The sequence below is a fragment of the Streptomyces sp. NPDC107559 genome, assembly GCF_055657365.1.
On record NZ_JBVKBD010000002.1, the window covers coordinates 595,495 to 610,637 of the forward strand.

General features: G+C 72.3%; 15 protein-coding genes. 5 read left to right on the forward strand and 10 right to left on the reverse strand.

Going from position 1 to position 15,143, the window contains the following annotated elements:
* Positions 1-47 precede the first annotated feature (47 nt).
* The 3 genes from ACZ7OY_RS09135 to ACZ7OY_RS09145 all read right to left on the reverse strand — a co-directional run bounded on the left by ACZ7OY_RS09135 (position 48) and on the right by ACZ7OY_RS09145 (position 3,054).
* Positions 48-641 carry a sugar kinase gene (locus tag ACZ7OY_RS09135; RefSeq protein ID WP_471910788.1) on the reverse strand — a complete coding sequence of 198 codons (594 nt, stop codon included), beginning with the start codon at positions 639-641 and terminating at the stop codon, positions 48-50.
* A complete protein-coding gene (locus ACZ7OY_RS09140; protein ID WP_471910789.1) occupies positions 638-1,783 on the reverse strand; it encodes an ROK family glucokinase in 1,146 nt (381 codons plus the stop codon). Before ACZ7OY_RS09140 ends, ACZ7OY_RS09135 begins: the two co-directional genes overlap by 4 nt.
* Positions 1,784-2,316: 533 nt before the next feature.
* The gene (locus ACZ7OY_RS09145) at positions 2,317-3,054 is read right to left on the reverse strand and encodes a GntR family transcriptional regulator (protein ID WP_471911199.1); all 738 of its coding nucleotides are present in this window, start codon (positions 3,052-3,054) and stop codon (positions 2,317-2,319) included.
* A 140-nt stretch (positions 3,055-3,194) separates the two neighbouring features.
* Here ACZ7OY_RS09145 and ACZ7OY_RS09150 point away from each other — a divergent pair, with 140 nt between their 5' ends.
* On the forward strand, positions 3,195-4,217 hold the full coding sequence (locus ACZ7OY_RS09150) for a Gfo/Idh/MocA family protein (protein ID WP_471910790.1): 1,023 nt from the start codon (positions 3,195-3,197) through the stop codon (positions 4,215-4,217).
* Between the two features lie 168 nt (positions 4,218-4,385).
* On the opposite strand, the gene ACZ7OY_RS09155 is transcribed toward ACZ7OY_RS09150, so the two are convergent.
* Positions 4,386-4,772, reverse strand: a complete 387-nt coding sequence (locus ACZ7OY_RS09155) for a guanyl-specific ribonuclease (protein ID WP_471910791.1) — start codon at positions 4,770-4,772, stop codon at positions 4,386-4,388.
* 212 nt (positions 4,773-4,984) lie between these two features.
* Entirely contained in the window at positions 4,985-5,800 is an 816-nt protein-coding gene (locus ACZ7OY_RS09160; protein WP_471910792.1) for an AIM24 family protein, read from the reverse strand.
* A 267-nt stretch (positions 5,801-6,067) separates the two neighbouring features.
* On the opposite strand from ACZ7OY_RS09160, the gene ACZ7OY_RS09165 reads away from it, so the two are divergent.
* Positions 6,068-7,096, forward strand: a complete 1,029-nt coding sequence (locus ACZ7OY_RS09165; protein WP_471910793.1) for a magnesium transporter CorA family protein — start codon at positions 6,068-6,070, stop codon at positions 7,094-7,096.
* 77 nt (positions 7,097-7,173) lie between these two features.
* Here the strand turns inward: ACZ7OY_RS09165 and alc are convergent, their stop codons facing one another.
* Both alc and allB read right to left on the reverse strand, forming a co-directional pair.
* The gene (gene alc / locus ACZ7OY_RS09170; RefSeq protein ID WP_471911200.1) at positions 7,174-8,313 is read right to left on the reverse strand and encodes an allantoicase; all 1,140 of its coding nucleotides are present in this window, start codon (positions 8,311-8,313) and stop codon (positions 7,174-7,176) included.
* A gap of 41 nt (positions 8,314-8,354) precedes the next feature.
* A complete protein-coding gene (allB, locus tag ACZ7OY_RS09175; RefSeq protein WP_471910794.1) occupies positions 8,355-9,695 on the reverse strand; it encodes an allantoinase AllB in 1,341 nt (446 codons plus the stop codon).
* Between the two features lie 304 nt (positions 9,696-9,999).
* On the opposite strand from allB, the gene ACZ7OY_RS09180 reads away from it, so the two are divergent.
* Positions 10,000-10,800, forward strand: coding sequence for an IclR family transcriptional regulator (locus ACZ7OY_RS09180; RefSeq protein ID WP_471910795.1), 801 nt, complete (start codon positions 10,000-10,002; stop codon positions 10,798-10,800).
* Positions 10,801-10,846: 46 nt separating this feature from the next.
* Here the strand turns inward: ACZ7OY_RS09180 and ACZ7OY_RS09185 are convergent, their stop codons facing one another.
* Positions 10,847-11,134 carry a DUF5955 family protein gene (locus ACZ7OY_RS09185; RefSeq protein WP_471910796.1) on the reverse strand — a complete coding sequence of 96 codons (288 nt, stop codon included), beginning with the start codon at positions 11,132-11,134 and terminating at the stop codon, positions 10,847-10,849.
* A 372-nt stretch (positions 11,135-11,506) separates the two neighbouring features.
* Between ACZ7OY_RS09185 and ACZ7OY_RS09190 the strand changes: the two genes are divergently transcribed.
* Both ACZ7OY_RS09190 and aceB read left to right on the forward strand, forming a co-directional pair.
* Positions 11,507-12,121, forward strand: a complete 615-nt coding sequence (locus ACZ7OY_RS09190) for a nucleotidyltransferase family protein (protein ID WP_471910797.1) — start codon at positions 11,507-11,509, stop codon at positions 12,119-12,121.
* Positions 12,122-12,306: 185 nt separating this feature from the next.
* Positions 12,307-13,932 carry a malate synthase A gene (aceB, locus tag ACZ7OY_RS09195; protein ID WP_471910798.1) on the forward strand — a complete coding sequence of 542 codons (1,626 nt, stop codon included), beginning with the start codon at positions 12,307-12,309 and terminating at the stop codon, positions 13,930-13,932.
* Positions 13,933-13,945: 13 nt separating this feature from the next.
* Here the strand turns inward: aceB and ACZ7OY_RS09200 are convergent, their stop codons facing one another.
* Together ACZ7OY_RS09200 and ACZ7OY_RS09205 are read right to left on the reverse strand one after the other, a co-directional pair.
* A complete protein-coding gene (locus ACZ7OY_RS09200; RefSeq protein ID WP_471910799.1) occupies positions 13,946-14,221 on the reverse strand; it encodes an Rdx family protein in 276 nt (91 codons plus the stop codon).
* Positions 14,218-15,132: a HipA family kinase gene (locus tag ACZ7OY_RS09205; protein WP_471910800.1), complete on the reverse strand. Its 915-nt coding sequence runs from the start codon at positions 15,130-15,132 to the stop codon at positions 14,218-14,220. The genes ACZ7OY_RS09200 and ACZ7OY_RS09205 overlap by 4 nt, the downstream gene beginning before the upstream one ends.
* Between the last annotated feature and the right edge of the window lie 11 nt (positions 15,133-15,143).

Below are 15,143 nucleotides of genomic sequence, written 5' to 3' on the forward strand. Positions count from 1 at the left end.
GGGTCTGACAATCGGCTCCGGCGGCCGTCCGGCGACGGCCCGTGCGGTCAGGGGACCGCGCGCGAGACGACGTAGATCATGGGGTACTTGGGGTTGGAGGTGTTCACCACCACGTCCTGCGTCGGCTGCGGGTTCTTCTGCCGGTGGACGAAGCCCCAGTACGGGCCGGGGCGGGCGCCCGGTCCGCCGAAGTCCCAGCCGGTGATGCTCCGGTCGCGGGCGCCGATGACGATGTCGTCCCGCTTCAGCTGGTCCCGGTCGGCTCCCAGCTCCGCTAGGAAGGCGTCCAGGCCGGCCTGCGTGGTCTGGAACTGCACGTAGAGACGGCTGGTCTTCCAGTTGTTGGTCTCGTAGTAGGCGACCTGGTTCGACGGGTGCGGGACCGGCACCTGGTAGAGGCGGCGCTGCACCTTGGACGGCCAGCCCGCGGTCAGGCCGGTCGCCGAGTACTTCTTCTCCTTGTCCTTGCCGCTGTCGCGGCTCTGGTTGGCGGAGATCACGAGATAGCCGGCCGGGACGCCGATGAGCAGCACGATGATCAGCAGGGTGAGCGCCCGGCGGCGGTTGCGGTGCCGGCGGTCCTCGGCCGGGCGGGGCTGATCGTCCGGGGGCGTGGCCTGGCGGGGCAGTGCGGTGGTCATGCGGTGTCCTGGGTGCGGCGGGCCTCGGAGTACTTCTCGTAGCGTTCGTGGCGTTCCACCCGGCGTCTCTTGGCGCGGCGGAAGCGGCGGGCGACCAGGCGGGCGAGGTCGGCGGCGCCGACCATGCCGGCCTCGGGGCCGAGCTGGGCGCGCGCGATGCGGGCCTCGGGACGGTAGCCGCGGCCGGTGAGCTGGCGCCGGAAGGCGTCGCGGGCCGGACCGATCAGCAGGTCGTCGGCCGCGGAGACACCGCCGCCGATCACGAAGCAGGACGGGTCGAGCGCCGCCGCCAGGTTGGCGATGCCGACGCCGAGCCACTGGCCGATGTCCTGGAGCAGCTCGATGCACATGGCGTCGCCGTCGCGTGCCAGCTCGGTGATCATCGGGCCGGTGATCTCGCCGATGTTGCCCTTGACGTGCTCGATGATCCCGTACGCCACCGGGGAGTCGGCCGCGGCCAGCTCCCGGGCCTCCCGGACCAGCGCGTTGCCGGAGCTGTACTGCTCCCAGCAGCCGCGGTTGCCGCACGGGCAGCGGTGGCCGCCGGGCACCACCTGCATATGGCCGAACTCGCCCGCGACACCGAACTTGCCGCGCTTGACCTGCCCGCCCTCGAGGATCGCGCCGCCGATACCGGTGCCGAGGGTGATCATGACGAGGTGGTCCTCGCCGCGTCCCGCGCCGAAGCGCCACTCCGCCCAGGCGGCGGTGTTGGCGTCGTTGTCGACGAGCACGGGCACCGACAGACGGCCGGAGAGGCGGTCGCGCAGCGGCTCGTTGCGCCAGGACAGGTGGGGCGCGAACAGGATGCGGTTGCGGTCGGCGTCGACCCAGCCGGCCGCGCCGATGCCGACCGCGTGCACGTCGTGCCGGTCCGACAGGTCCAGGACCAGCTCGACGATGGTGTCCTCGACGACCTTGGGGCTCTTGGACTTGTCCGGGGTCTCCGCGCGGAGCTTCTCCAGGATGTTGCCGTCGGCGTCGACGACGCCCGCCATCACCTTCGTACCGCCGATGTCGATGCCGACCGTGGGCACACGGGGTGCGGTGAGGTGCGAGCGGCGCTCGCGGGTGCCCACGGTACGCAGCACGGGGGCTCGGCGGGAGCCGATGGGGGCGCTGAGGTCGCGGTAGGTGCTCATCAGGCCCGATTGTGCCTCACCGCTCCGGCCGGTGGGTCCGGGTGACAGGGACCTGTGTGCGGCGCATCCGCCCGCGCGGCGGCCGTCGCCCGCGGAGGTTCCGGGAGGGTGCGCCCGTGCCCCGCGACGCCCCGCGCTCCCGCGCCCGCCGCGGCTCGTGCCGCAGGTCGTCCCGCTCGTCGCCGCCCGCCGCCGGGCCGGCCGGCTCCGCCGCGGTGGCGTCCTCGTGGGTGCGGCCGCCGGCCGTCGGGCCGCGCCTCGAGGGGTACGGAACGGTCGCCCACCAGGCCGGTGTGACGAGGGTTGCGGGTGATGAAAACAACACCGGAGGCTCGCCCCGCCGCCGACTCCGGGCACCCCGTCGTCGAACGTCTGCACGCCCGGTGATCGGGGGGCATGCGGCGGCCACCTTGTCCGGACATTGCGACGAATGGGAGCGCGGAAACGGGGGCGGGAGCGGCGGGCCCGGCGGGCGGGCGGCAGACCCGGGCGGCCGCGGAGACACGCAGGCCCGGTGGGCGGAAGCGGTGGGCTCAGGGGCGTACGAGCAGCTGGAACTCGAACGCGTAGCGGCTCGGCCGGTAGAGGTGGTCGCCGAACTCGACCGCGCGGCCGGTGTCGTCGAAGGTCGTGCGCTGCATGGTGAGCAGCGGGGCGCCCTCGGACTCGGTCAGGCGCTCGGCCTCCGCGGCGGTGGCGGCGCGCGCCCCGATGGACTGGCGGGCGCTGTGCAGGGTGAGCCCGGCGGAGCGCATCATCCGGTACAGGCCGGTGGCCTCCAGCTGAGCGGTGTCCAGGTCGAGCAGTCCGGGCGGCAGGTGGTTGCACAGGTACGCCATCGGCTCCCCGTGCGCGAGCCGCAGCCGCTCCACCCGGTGCACGTCGCTGCCCTCGGGCACCGCGAGCGCCGCGGCGACCCCGGCGGTGGCCGGGACGACGGTGTTGACGAGGACCCGGGTCGCCGGGCGCTGACCGGCCGCCTCCAGGTCGTCGTAGAGGCTGCTGAGCTCCAGGGGGCGCCTGACCTGGCTGTGGACGACCTGCGTACCGACGCCCCGGCGGCGCACCAGCAGACCCTTGTCGACGAGCGACTGGATGGCCTGGCGGACGGTCGGACGGGACAGACCGAGCCGTGCCGCGAGCTCGATCTCGTTGCCGAGGAGACTGCCGGGGGTGAGCGTGCCACGCTCGATCGCGGCCTCCAGCTGCTGGGACAGCTGGAAGTACAACGGCACGGGGGAACTGCGGTCCACACTCAGCTCAAGCCGCACGGCGGGGCCCACTTCTGGTTTCGGCACGGTGCGAGCGTAGCCCCGTGACCGGTTGACGGGAAGTTGTGTAGTTCGGTTGTCCGGACATGCGCCTTGACAGTGCATTGACAGCGCACGGGGTCAGCCTCCAGGTTGTTCCCATGCGCATCGGTGTCATCGGTACAGGTCGGATCGGCGCGATCCATGCGAACACGCTCAGCCGTCATCGCGAGGTCGGTTCACTGATCCTCACGGACGTGAACCCCGCGAGAGCACAGGAGTTGGCGAACAGACTCGGCGAGACGGCGGCGCCGGGAGTGGACGAGATCTTCACCTGGGGCGTGGACGCCGTGGTGGTCACGGCGACCACGTCGGCCCACGCCGAACTGATCGGCCGGGCGGCACGTTCGGGGCTGCCGGTCTTCTGCGAGCAGCCCATCTCCCTCGACCTGCCCAACACACTGCACGCCCTCGCCGAGGTCGAGGCTGCGGGAACGATCCTTCAGATGGGTTACCAGCGCCGCTTCGACAAGGGTTACCAGGGTGCCCGCGAGGCGATCTTCTCGGGCCGGCTCGGCCGGCTGCACACGATCCGGGCCGTGACCTCCGACCAGGCGCCGCCCGCGGCGGCCTGGCTGCCGCAGTCCGGCGGGCTGTACCGGGACGCGCTGATCCACGACTTCGACGTCCTGCGCTGGCTGACCGGCCGCGAGGTCGTGGACGTCTACGCCACCGGGTCGGACGCCGGTCCCGCGATGTTCCGCGCGGCGGGCGACATCGACACGGCCGCGGTGGTCCTCACGCTCGACGACGGCACCCTCGCGACGGCGACCGCGACCCGCCTGAACGGCGCCGGCTACGACGTCCGCATGGAGCTGGCCGGGGAGCTGGACCAGATCGTGGTCGGCCTGGACGACCGTACGCCGATCGCGTCCACGGAACCGACCGGGCCGCCGGCCGCGGACCGGCCGTGGACCGGCTTCCTGGAACGCTTCAAGCCCGCCTACGAGGCCGAGCTGTGCGCGTTCGTCGAGGTGGTGCGCGGTGAGCTCGCCAGCCCGTGCGACGGCCGCGAGGCCCTTCAGGCGCTCAGGATCGCGGAGGCCTGCGAGGTGTCCCGGCGCGAGCGCAGAGCGGTCGGCCTGGCGGAGATCCCGGGCGGGATGATGTCGGCGTTACGGTGAGCGGTTGCCCACCGGGTGAACGGGCCCACCGGGTGAGGTCCCGGGCCGCGAAGGGCCGGAGCAGCAGGGAGACAGAGACAGGTCGGCCGGAGGTCCGGTTGCGTGGGGGGCCTGGACCTCCGGCCGGTCGCGCCGTTCCTGCGCGTCAACCGTTGACGGGCAGCCTGCTCAGCAGCCGTAGTTGATCAGGTTGAACGTGACGTAGTGGTCCGCGGTGTAGTAGTCCTCGTCGGTCTTCTTCCCGGTCACGATGCGACGCGCGCCGCGCGTGGACGACCCGGGGGTCTTCACCGTGTACTCGTGGTAGTAACCGGTCGCCTGCGAGGGCAGCACGCCCTCCCGGTTCTGGAAGACCGCCCCGTCCTGCGAGTACGGGAACGGGCCGCCCCGGTCGATGAGGGCGAGGGTGTCGTACGCCTGGGACGGCAGCCTGGAGTAGCAGATGCTGCCGACCGCGGCGTTCGCCGTCGTGGCGGAGACGGTTCCGCCGACGAGCAGGGCGGAGAGGACGGCGACCGAAGCGCCGATGCGGGTGATACGTGGGGGGAATCTCATGCCCTCATGATGACGCGCGTAGAGAGTGGCATGTCAATGACAAGACTGCGGATTTTGCCGTCAACTCCGATGAGTTTTCAGGGAGTTAACTTGAGTTCGCCCTTCGTCGCGCGCCCGTTCGTGTCTCGCCGAAGCGCGGCCTCCCGAGGTACGGCCGGGGGCCGCGCTTCACCGTCGGGACGGTCCCCCTCGGCGCCCGCGGCCCGTCCGCCTCACCCGGCGTGGGTCGAGAACAGACCGCCCGTCGGGCCCTGCTTGTCGCCGCCCCGGGCCTTCTTCAGGGCGTTGGCGAGGCCCTCGATGGTGAGCGACTGAAGGATGACGCGACCGTGGCCCTCCAGGGTCGCCAGGGACAGGCCCTCGCCGCCGAAGACCGCGTTCATCAGGCCCTGGCGGTTGAGGCCGCCGACGCGCTGGACTCCGTAGCGGATGCCCTCCTCGAACGCGACGACGCAGCCGGTGTCGACCTCGATACGCCCGCCGAAGTCGGAGGGGTCCAGGTCGATGAAGTTGCCGGCACCGGCGATGATCACCGTGCCCCGGCCGGTGAACTTCTCCAGGACGAAGCCCTCGCCGCCACTCGTCCCGGTGCGGCCGCTCTGGAAGGCGATGCCGAAGTCGACGGTGGACTCGGCGGCCACGAAGGCGTCCTTCTCCGCGAACCACGCGCGGCTGCCGTCGAGCTCCAGGGCACGCATCTCGCCGGGCAGCACACCGGCGAAGCCGACCGTGCCCTCGCCGCCCTGGGCGGTGAAGTACTGGAACGCCAGCGACTCGCCCGCGAGGGCGCGCTGGCCGACCTGCATGGCCGTCCCCATGGCCTGGCGCAGCATGCCGCCCATGCCGCCGCCCCCGCCGGGCTGCTGGGCGCCGCCGCTGCCCGACGGACCGGAGAGCCGGGTCTCCATGGTCACGTTCGTGGTCTTGAAGAGGAACTTCCCCGCCTCGCAGTACACGGTCTGGCCGGGACGCAGGCTGACGACCGCCATCTGCATGGCGTTGCCGACGATTTCTTGCTGAAGAGTCACGACAGGAGAACGCGGGAAACGGACGGAAGAGTTCCGGCCACCGTCGGATCCGGCCCGGCCCGCACCGCACCGCACCCGGCCCGCACCGCAGCAGGCCCGCGCCGCACCAGGTCGGCCGCCCGCCGAGGGCGCGCCCGGGTGCCGGGGACACGGCGCCCGCCCTGTTCGGCCGTCCGCGCGGCCTTCGGCGATAAGGTGCCGGAGACGTTGCAGTTTGCACCTGCCGAGGTGTCCCTGCCCGCAGCACACCATCCACGGTGAGGGACGATGATCGTATCGGTGGTGTCGATGCCGGCCGGTGTCGTCACCCGCACAGGACTGCCGGAAGCCCGTGAACGCCTCCGGGCCTCCGGTCTCGTGATCGTGACCGTCGAGCGGGAGGACGACGACCCGCCGTGCGACGACCAGCCGCTGTCCCGGCTGCTCGGAGTGGAGGACGAGGCCTGGGAGTGGTTCGGTGAACCGCAGGACGAGGTGCGGGCCGAGTACCACGGCGACTTCGCCGCGTGCGTCGTACCGGTGGTCCACAGCGGCCGCCGGATCTCCTACGTGCAGGTACTGGTCGATCCCCGGCATCTCGTCCTCTTCCACCGAGGGCCCGTCGACGCGGTCGGCACCTTCCTCGAACGGCTGGCGGTGGACGCGCCCGCCGATTCCTTCGTCGCGCTGTTCCTGTTTCTCCAGGGTGTGCTGGAGACCTTTCGGCGGGCCGTCACGGACTCCCATCTGGAGGTCGAGGACCTCGAGGAGGCGATGTTCGCGGAACGGCGGCCCGAGCAGGTCCGGCTGCTGGCCCGGCAGCGTCGGCACGCGGCGCAACTGCATCGCGCGTTCCTGCCCTACGCCGCGCTCGCGCAGGAGGTCCTGGTCCGCCGCCGGATGACGAACCACGGCCTCTCGGACGAGCGGCGGGCGCTGAACAGCTTGCACGAGCACACCGTCCAGCTGGTGCTCCTGGAGATCGAGTCGCTGCGGGACGCCGCCCGGCGGGCCGCGGGCAGTTACGCGTCCCTCATCGCCGACCAGCAGAACGTCGTGATCAACCGGCTCACCGTCGTGTCGATGATCTTCCTGCCGCTGTCCTTCCTGACCGGGTTCTTCGGGATGAACTTCGCCTTCCTGACCAACCGGATGGAGAGCGAGGACTCGTTCCTGTGGCTCGGCCTGGGACTTCAGCTGCTCGCCGTGGTCATGGCCATGTACTACGTGCTGTACCGCACGCACTGGCGGCAGCTGCGCGTCACCCATGCCCGCGACACGCTGGACGACCTGGACCCGCTCGACTCCCAGCCCTGACCGTGGCCGAGGCGGCTCACCCGCGCCGGTCGCCCCGGTCGCCCGCCGCCTCAGCCGCCTCGGTCGCCTCGGTCGCCTCAGCCGCCGAGCTCCTGGTACCGCGCGGTGAGCGCGGCCGTGCCCTCCTGTGTCAGGGAGCCGAACAGCCGCAGCCGGGAGATGCCGCCGTCCGGGAAGATGTCCACGCGCGCGAGCGTGCCGACGGCGGGGTCCGGCAGGACGAAGCGGTGGCCGGTGTCGGGCTGGAGCCGGGTGCGGGGCAGGATCTCGGTCCAGTCGCCGTCGTCGCCGTCCCGCACCGACACCGACGCCCAGCCCGCCGCGTTCCCCTTCAGGTACGCCGTGTCGATCTCGATCGCGCGGATCTCGGACCGGGCGGCCAGCCGGTAGCGGATCCAGTCGTTGCCGGTGTCACGACGGCGGCGGGTCTCCCAGCCGTCGTCCATCCGGCGGGAACGGCCCGGCCTGATGGTGTTCGCCGCCGGGGAGTAGAACAGGTCCGACGCGTCCTCGGCGCGGCCGCCGTTCTCCAGGGCGACCACGTCGAAGGTGCCGAGCACCGCCAGCCACGCGGGGTCGGGCACGACCTCCCCGTACACCCGCAGGCGCGCGATGCCGCCGTCGGGGTGCTGGTTGACGCGCAGGTGGGTGAGGCGCTGTTCGACCGAGACGGCGAAGCCGTTCGCCGCGTGGCCGCCGACCTCGGTGCGCGGGACGAGCGTCGTCCACTTCACGTCGTCGCCGAGGATCTCCTCCGGGGACGGGGAGCCCGGCACGGACGTGCCCTCGACCGACACCGCCCGGGGGTGGTTGCCGCGGAAGTGGGCCGTGTCGACGACGACCCCCCGGACGACGCCGGGCGCGCCGAGGCGGACCAGCGCCCAGTCGTGGTCCTCGGCGGCCGGCCAGGGGTGCTCGGCCGAGACACCGCGCCGCCTGCGCGTCTCCCAGCCGTCCATGACCTTGCCCTTGTGTCCGAAGTGCTCGGGGACGAACTCGGCGCGGCCGGGCAGCAGCAGGTTCTCCCGCTGGGCGAAGAACTCGTCGTTGGCGGCGACGACGGCACCCCCGAGCCGCCGGTCGGCGAGGTCGGTGTGGTGGGTGAAGGGGAAGTCGGCGGTGCGGTAGTCCGCGTACGGGTCACCGCCGCCGTAGGGGTTCGCGTCGCCGGTGAAGCGGGCCAGGGGGAGTTCGTGCTGCGCCGTCACGGTGATCAGGTGTTCCTCTCGGGAGCCGGCCGCCGCGGGGACGGGAGGGATCAGGGGGTGCGGGTCAGCAGTCGGCCCTTCGGAGCGGTGAACGCGCCGTCCGCGAAGATGCGTTCACCGCGCAGCCAGGTGGACTTCACGACCCCGTGAAGGGTCTTGCCCGCGTACGCCGTGACGCGGTTGCGGTGCTGGAGCGCCGCCGGGTCCACGGTGAACGTCTCGTCGGGCGCGAGGACGGCGAAGTCGGCGTCGTGGCCGGGTGCGACGGCGCCCTTGCGGTCGTCCAGTCCGACCAGCCGTGCCGTGCGGGCGGACATCCAGCGCACGACGTCCTCCAGGCCGTGTCCGCGTCCACGTGCCTCGGTCCAGACGGCGGCCAGACTCAGCTGGAGGCCGGAGATGCCGCCCCAGGCGGTGGCGAAGTCGTCGGTCTTCAGGTCGGCCGTCGACGGCGAGTGGTCGGTGACCACGCAGTCGACGGTGCCGTCCGCCAGCGCCTGCCAGAGCAGGTCCTGGTTGGCGGCCTCGCGGATCGGCGGGCAGCACTTGAACGCGCTGGCTCCGTCGGGGATTTCCTCGGCGGTCAGGGTCAGGTAGTGCGGGCAGGTCTCGACGCTGACCCGCACCCCCTCGGCCTTGGCGGCGGCGATCAGCGGCAGCGCGTCGCCGGAGGACAGGTGCAGGATGTGCACGCGCGCGTCCAGCCGCTTCGCCTCCGCGACGAGCGCGGCGACGGCCGTGTCCTCCGCGTCGCGCGGGCGGGAGGCGAGGAAGTCGGCGTACCTGGGACCGCCGCGCTGCGGGGCGGCGTCCAGGTGGTGCGGGTCCTCGGCGTGCACGATCAGCAGGCCGCCGAACCCGGCGATCTCGGCGAGCGAGCGCCCGAGCCGGTCCCGGTCGAGGTGCGGGAACTCGTCCACGCCCGACGGGGACAGGAACGCCTTGAACCCGAAGACGCCTGCGTCGTACAGCGGGCGCAGGTCCCCGACGTTGCCGGGCAGGGCGCCGCCCCAGAAGCCGACGTCGACGTGCGCCTTGTCGGCGGCGACCCGCTGTTTCGTACGGAGGTGCTCGACGGTCGTCGTCGGCGGGAGGGAGTTGAGCGGCATGTCGACGAGGGTGGTGATGCCGCCTGCCGCAGCCGCGCGCGTGGCGGTCCAGAAGCCCTCCCACTCGGTGCGGCCCGGGTCGTTGACGTGTACGTGGGTGTCGACCAGGCCGGGCAGCAGGACGTCGTCGCCGAGATCCTCCAGCCGGGCCCCGGACGGCACCTCGGCGTCGTACGGCAGCACGGCCGTGATCTTCCCGGCGCGGACCGCGACCGAGGCGGCGCGTGTCCCTTCCGGAGCAACGACGCGTCTTGAGCGCAGCACCAGTTCGGCGTCGGACACCTGGACCCTCTCTCTGCCGCTGTTCGGTTCCGCCGTTCCCATCCGCGCCCTTCCGAGACACGGGATTTACTTCCACGTAACGGAATTCAACGTTCTGTTGAAGGAGTCTTCACCCCCCGCCTCCACGCCGTCAAGAGCACCCCCGCCCGCGACGGACCGAACGCCGGCGCCCTCCCGGTTTTCCCTATATTTCCGCATACCAGAGCGATCCTTCCGATCAGCAGAATGTAGTTCCGCCTCCACGGGCGGCCGACCTGCTGCCGGGTAGGCTGCTGATCTCCTGCCACGCCGAAAGGAACGCGCCGTGCCGACGTCCAGCGCCAGCACCTCCGACTCCGCCAAGTCCGCCAGTGGTGGGGTCCAGTCCCTGGAGCGCGCCTTCGACCTGCTGGAGCGGATGGCGGACGCGGGCGGCGAGGTCGGACTGAGCGAGCTCTCGGTGAGCAGCGGACTGCCGCTGCCCACCATCCACCGCCTCATGCGCACCCTGGTGGCCTGCGGTTACGTACGCCAGCAGGCCAACCGCCGGTACGCGCTCGGCCCGCGGCTGATCCGTCTCGGCGAGTCCGCCTCACGGCTGCTCGGCACCTGGGCCCGCCCCTACCTGGCCCGCCTGGTGGACGAGACCGGCGAGACGGCGAACATGGCGCTGCTCGACGGGGACGAGATCGTGTACGTGGCGCAGGTGCCGTCCAGGCACTCGATGCGCATGTTCACCGAGGTCGGCCGGCGGGTCCTGCCGCACTCCACGGGCGTCGGCAAGGCGCTGCTGGCCGACTTCCCCGACCATGAGGTACGGGCCCTGCTCGGCCGTACCGGCATGCCCGCGGCGACGGAGAAGACGATCGTCACGCCCGAGGGCTTCCTCGCGGCACTGGAGGACGTACGGCGGGCCGGGTACGCCGTCGACGACAACGAGCAGGAGATCGGCGTGCGCTGCCTCGCGGTCTGCGTGCCGGACTCCCCCACCGCCGCCGCGATCTCCATCTCCGGCCCGGCGGGCCGGGTCACCGAGGCGGCCACGGAGCGGATCGTGCCGGTCCTCCAGCAGGTCGCCCGGGAACTGTCGGAGGCGCTGGCCGGCTCGGGCGCCGCCAACGCGTAGCCCGCCGCCAACGCGTAGCCCGCCGCCCTCGCGCTCCCGTCGAACGTCAGCGCCCCGGGGGCTCGCCGAAGAGCTCGACCGCCGTACGGACGTCCGCCAGGCCCGGGGCCAGCGCGCTGACCGAGCCGATGGCGCCCGCGATCAGCAGCAACGAGCGGCGCAGACGCGGAATCTCCGGGGTACCCCCGACCGCCATGGCGTTCAGCGCGGCGAGTTCGTCCTCGGCGATGTCCCGGTCGGAGAACTCGACCGGATGGGCGGCGAGTTCGCGACGCAGCCGGGACACCGCGGAGCGCAGCCCCGCCACCCGCGGATCCTCGTCGCTCCCGGTCACAGCCTTCTGCTCCACACTCCGCAACACAGTCCTCCCCCTCACCCGCGGCCCGCACCCCATACCCGCGCCCCAGCGTCCCCACCGCCCCCGGCGCGTGCCCCGTGCCCGGCGCCCGGTCGGGGCGGGCGCCCAGTTAACGCCACCGGGACCCGCGTCCGCCAGTCCGATGCACCGTCAACTTCCTTTGCACACAAGGGAGATCGCATCGACCGGCGCACGCCGCCCCGGCGGATGACCGGTCCGGTGTCCCCGGCCTCGCCACTACGGCTCGCCGTACGGCGCGGAGGCGGCCGCCGACCTGCTGGTGGACCCGGCCGAGCACACGGAACCGCCGTCCCGGCCTCCACCCGCATCCTGCGGTATGCAGGGTCCATGACGACACCACAGACGACGCCCCGCCCGCCGGTGGTTGCGGGCCTGCTGCTCGCCGCGGGCGGCGGACGGCGGCTGGGCGGACGCCCCAAGGCCCTGCTCACGCATCGCGGGCGGCCGCTGGTGGAGCACGCGGTTCAGGTGCTGCGGTCGGCCGGGTGCCGGCAGGTCCACGTGGTCCTGGGGGCACAGGCGGACACCGTACGGCGGCGGGCGGAGCTCGGCGGCTGCGTACTGGTGGACAACCCGGACTGGGAGCAGGGCATGGGCACCTCGCTGCGGGCCGGGCTGGCCTCGCTCACCGGAACGGACGCAGCGGCGGCGCTGGTCTCGCTCGTCGACCAGCCCGGCATCGGCCCGGAGGCGGTACGGCGGGTCCTGGCCGCCCACCGGGACGGCGCGTCCCTGGTCGCGGCCGCCTACGCGGGCGTGCGCGGCCATCCCGTCCTGTTCGGGGCCGCCCACTGGGCGGGCGTCGCCGCGGTCGCGACCGGGGACCAGGGGGCCCGCGCCTATCTGCGGGAGCACGCGGCGGCGGTGACGCTCGTCGAGTGCGGGGACGTGGCCCGGCCGTACGACATCGACACGGAAGCCGACCTGGTCCACCTCGAGTGAGCGAGGTGGCGCCGCGCACCGCCCGCCTCGACACCGGGCGCCTCGGCATCAACAAAACATTGAGCTTCCGCGATGAGGAAACTAACATCCATTGATCAAAAGCGTCCGGCCCGTGCCCGACGCCGTCCGCCTCGCCCGGTTCGACCGGCACCCGGTGCCACGCCCGCTGAAGGAAGTGACAGCTCATGTCCACACCAGCGCCGTCCCCGCTGGCCATCGTCGACGCCGCACCGCTGCCCCGGCAGGAGGAGGTCCTCACCGACGCCGCGCTCGCCTTCGTGGCCGAGCTGCACCGGCGTTTCACACCGCGCCGGGACGAACTCCTCGCCCGCCGGGCGGAGCGCCGCGCCGAGATCGCCCGCACCGCCACGCTCGGCTTCCTCCCGGAGACCGCCGCGATCCGCGCGGACGACTCCTGGCGGGTGGCCCCGGCCCCCGCGGCCCTGGACGACCGGCGGGTGGAGATCACCGGCCCGACCGACCGCAGGATGACCGTCAACGCGCTCAACTCCGGCGCCCGGGTGTGGCTCGCGGACTTCGAGGACGCCTCCGCACCGACCTGGGAGAACGTCGTACTCGGCCAGCTCAACCTGAGCGACGCCTACACCCGGACCATCGACTTCACCGACGAGCGCACCGGAAAGTCGTACGCGCTCAAGGCCGCCGGGGAGCTCGCCACCGTCGTCATGCGGCCGCGCGGCTGGCATCTGAACGAGCGTCACCTCGTCGACGCCGACGGCACCCCGGTCCCCGGCGCGTTCGTCGACTTCGGGCTGTACTTCTTCCACAACGCCCGGCGGCTGCTCGACCTCGGCAAGGGCCCCTACTTCTATCTCCCGAAGACCGAGTCCCACCTCGAGGCCCGGCTCTGGAACGACGTGTTCGTCTTCGCGCAGGAACACCTCGGCATCCCGCAGGGCACCGTCCGCGCCACCGTCCTCATCGAGACGATCACCGCGGCCTACGAGATGGAGGAGATCCTCTACGAACTCCGCGACCACGCCTCCGGGTTGAACGCCGGCCGCTGGGACTACCTGTTCTCCATCATCAAGAACTTCCGGGACGGCGGGCCCCGGTTCGTGCTGCCGGACCGCAACGCCGTGACGATGACGGCCCCGTTCATGCGGGCGTACACCGAACTCCTCGTGCGCACCTGCCACAAGCGCGGCGCGCACGCGATCGGCGGCATGGCGGCGTTCATCCCGTCGCGGCGCGACGAGGAGGTCAACAAGGTCGCCTTCGAGAAGGTCAGGGCCGACAAGGACCGTGAGGCGGCCGACGGTTTCGACGGGTCCTGGGTGGCCCACCCGGACCTGGTGCCGATCGCCCTGGCCTCCTTCGACGCCGTGCTCGGCGACCGCCCGAACCAGAAGGACCGGCTGCGCGAGGACGTCCACGTCGAGGCGGCCGACCTGATCGCCGTCGACTCCCTCGACGCCAGGCCGACGTACGCCGGGCTGGTCAACGCCGTCCAGGTCGGCATCCGTTACATCGAGGCCTGGCTGCGCGGCCTCGGCGCGGTCGCCATCTTCAACCTCATGGAGGACGCGGCCACCGCCGAGATCTCCCGCTCGCAGATCTGGCAGTGGATCAACGCGGGCGTGGAGTTCGAGAACGGCGAGAAGGCGACACCGGAGCTGGCCCGCAAGGTCGCGGCGGAGGAACTGGCCGCCGTCCGCGCGGAGACCGGCGAGGAGGCCTTCGCCGCCGGCCACTGGCAGCAGGCGCACGACCTGCTGCTGAGGGTCGCCCTCGACGAGGACTACGCCGACTTCCTGACCCTGCCCGCCTACGAGCAGCTCCAGGGCTGAGCGCGGCGCGACCTCACCTGTCCGAGTGGCCCAGGGACCGGCCCGGGGCCACTCGGTCGCGTACCGCCTTCTTGACCTCGGTGGGTTCCGGGAACCCCTGCTCGCGCCGGTCCCACACCACCTCGTCGTTCACCCGCACCACGAAGATCCCGCCCGTGCCCGGCTTCAGCGCCAGCTCGGTCAGCTCGGCCTCGAAGGTGGTCAGCAGTTCCTGCGCCAGCCAGGCGGCCCGTGGCAGCCAGCGGCACCGGGTGCAGTACTCGATCTCCACCCGCTGGACGTCCGTCATTGCAGATGCACCGACCAATCCTGTTCGGCGGCCGGCTTGCCGTGCAGGTCGGGGACCCGCTTGAGCCAGTTCGGCCGGCCCTGCTGCGTTCGCGCCGCCCGCCGGGCCTCCTCGGCGGCGAGCTCCTCCCGGCTGGGGAAGTCGGTGGGCAGCCAGGACCCGGAGGCCCGCACCCGGGCGTGGAGATGATCCACGTACGCCGTCCGGGCGTCGTCGGGCGTGGCGAACTCCGGGTCGTCGGCCAGCCAGGCGTCGGGGACCTCGGCGACGATCCGGCGCAGCAGTTCCCCGGTCACCCTGGGGGCCAGCTCGGCGTCGGCCGCCCGGGTGTCCGGTGCGTAACCGCCGAGGGCGTGATGGCGGAAGTCGTAGGCCTTGTGCGGCGCCGCCGAGTCCCAGCGGTGGTGGAAGACGAGCGCGGCCCCGTGGTCGATCAGCCACAGCCGCGGCGGGACCGTGCCGAACGTGGGCCAGATCATCAGGTTGGAGCTGTGCACCGTGCGGTCGACGTTCACCGTCAGGGCGTCGAGCCAGACGATCCGGCCCGCCTCCACCGGGTCGACGTCGAAGGTCGCGGCCACATCGGGCGTGAAGTCCTTCGCGCCCGGCAGATAGTCCATGCCGAGGTTGACGCCCCCGCTGGCGTTCAGCAGGTCCCGTACCTCCTGGTGCGGCTCGTCCGCGCCGAGCCGCGGGTCGAAGCGCACCAGGACCAGTTCGGGGAAGCGCAGCCCGAGGGCGCGGGCCAGTTCGCCCACGATCACCTCGGCGACCAGCGCCTTGCGGCCCTGCGCGGCGCCGGTGAACTTCACGACGTAGGTGCCGAGATCGTCGGCCTCGACGATGCCGGGGACGGAGCCGCCGGAGTGCAGGGGTGTGATGTAGCGGGTCGCAGTGACCTCTCTCAGCATGTTCTCAGGCC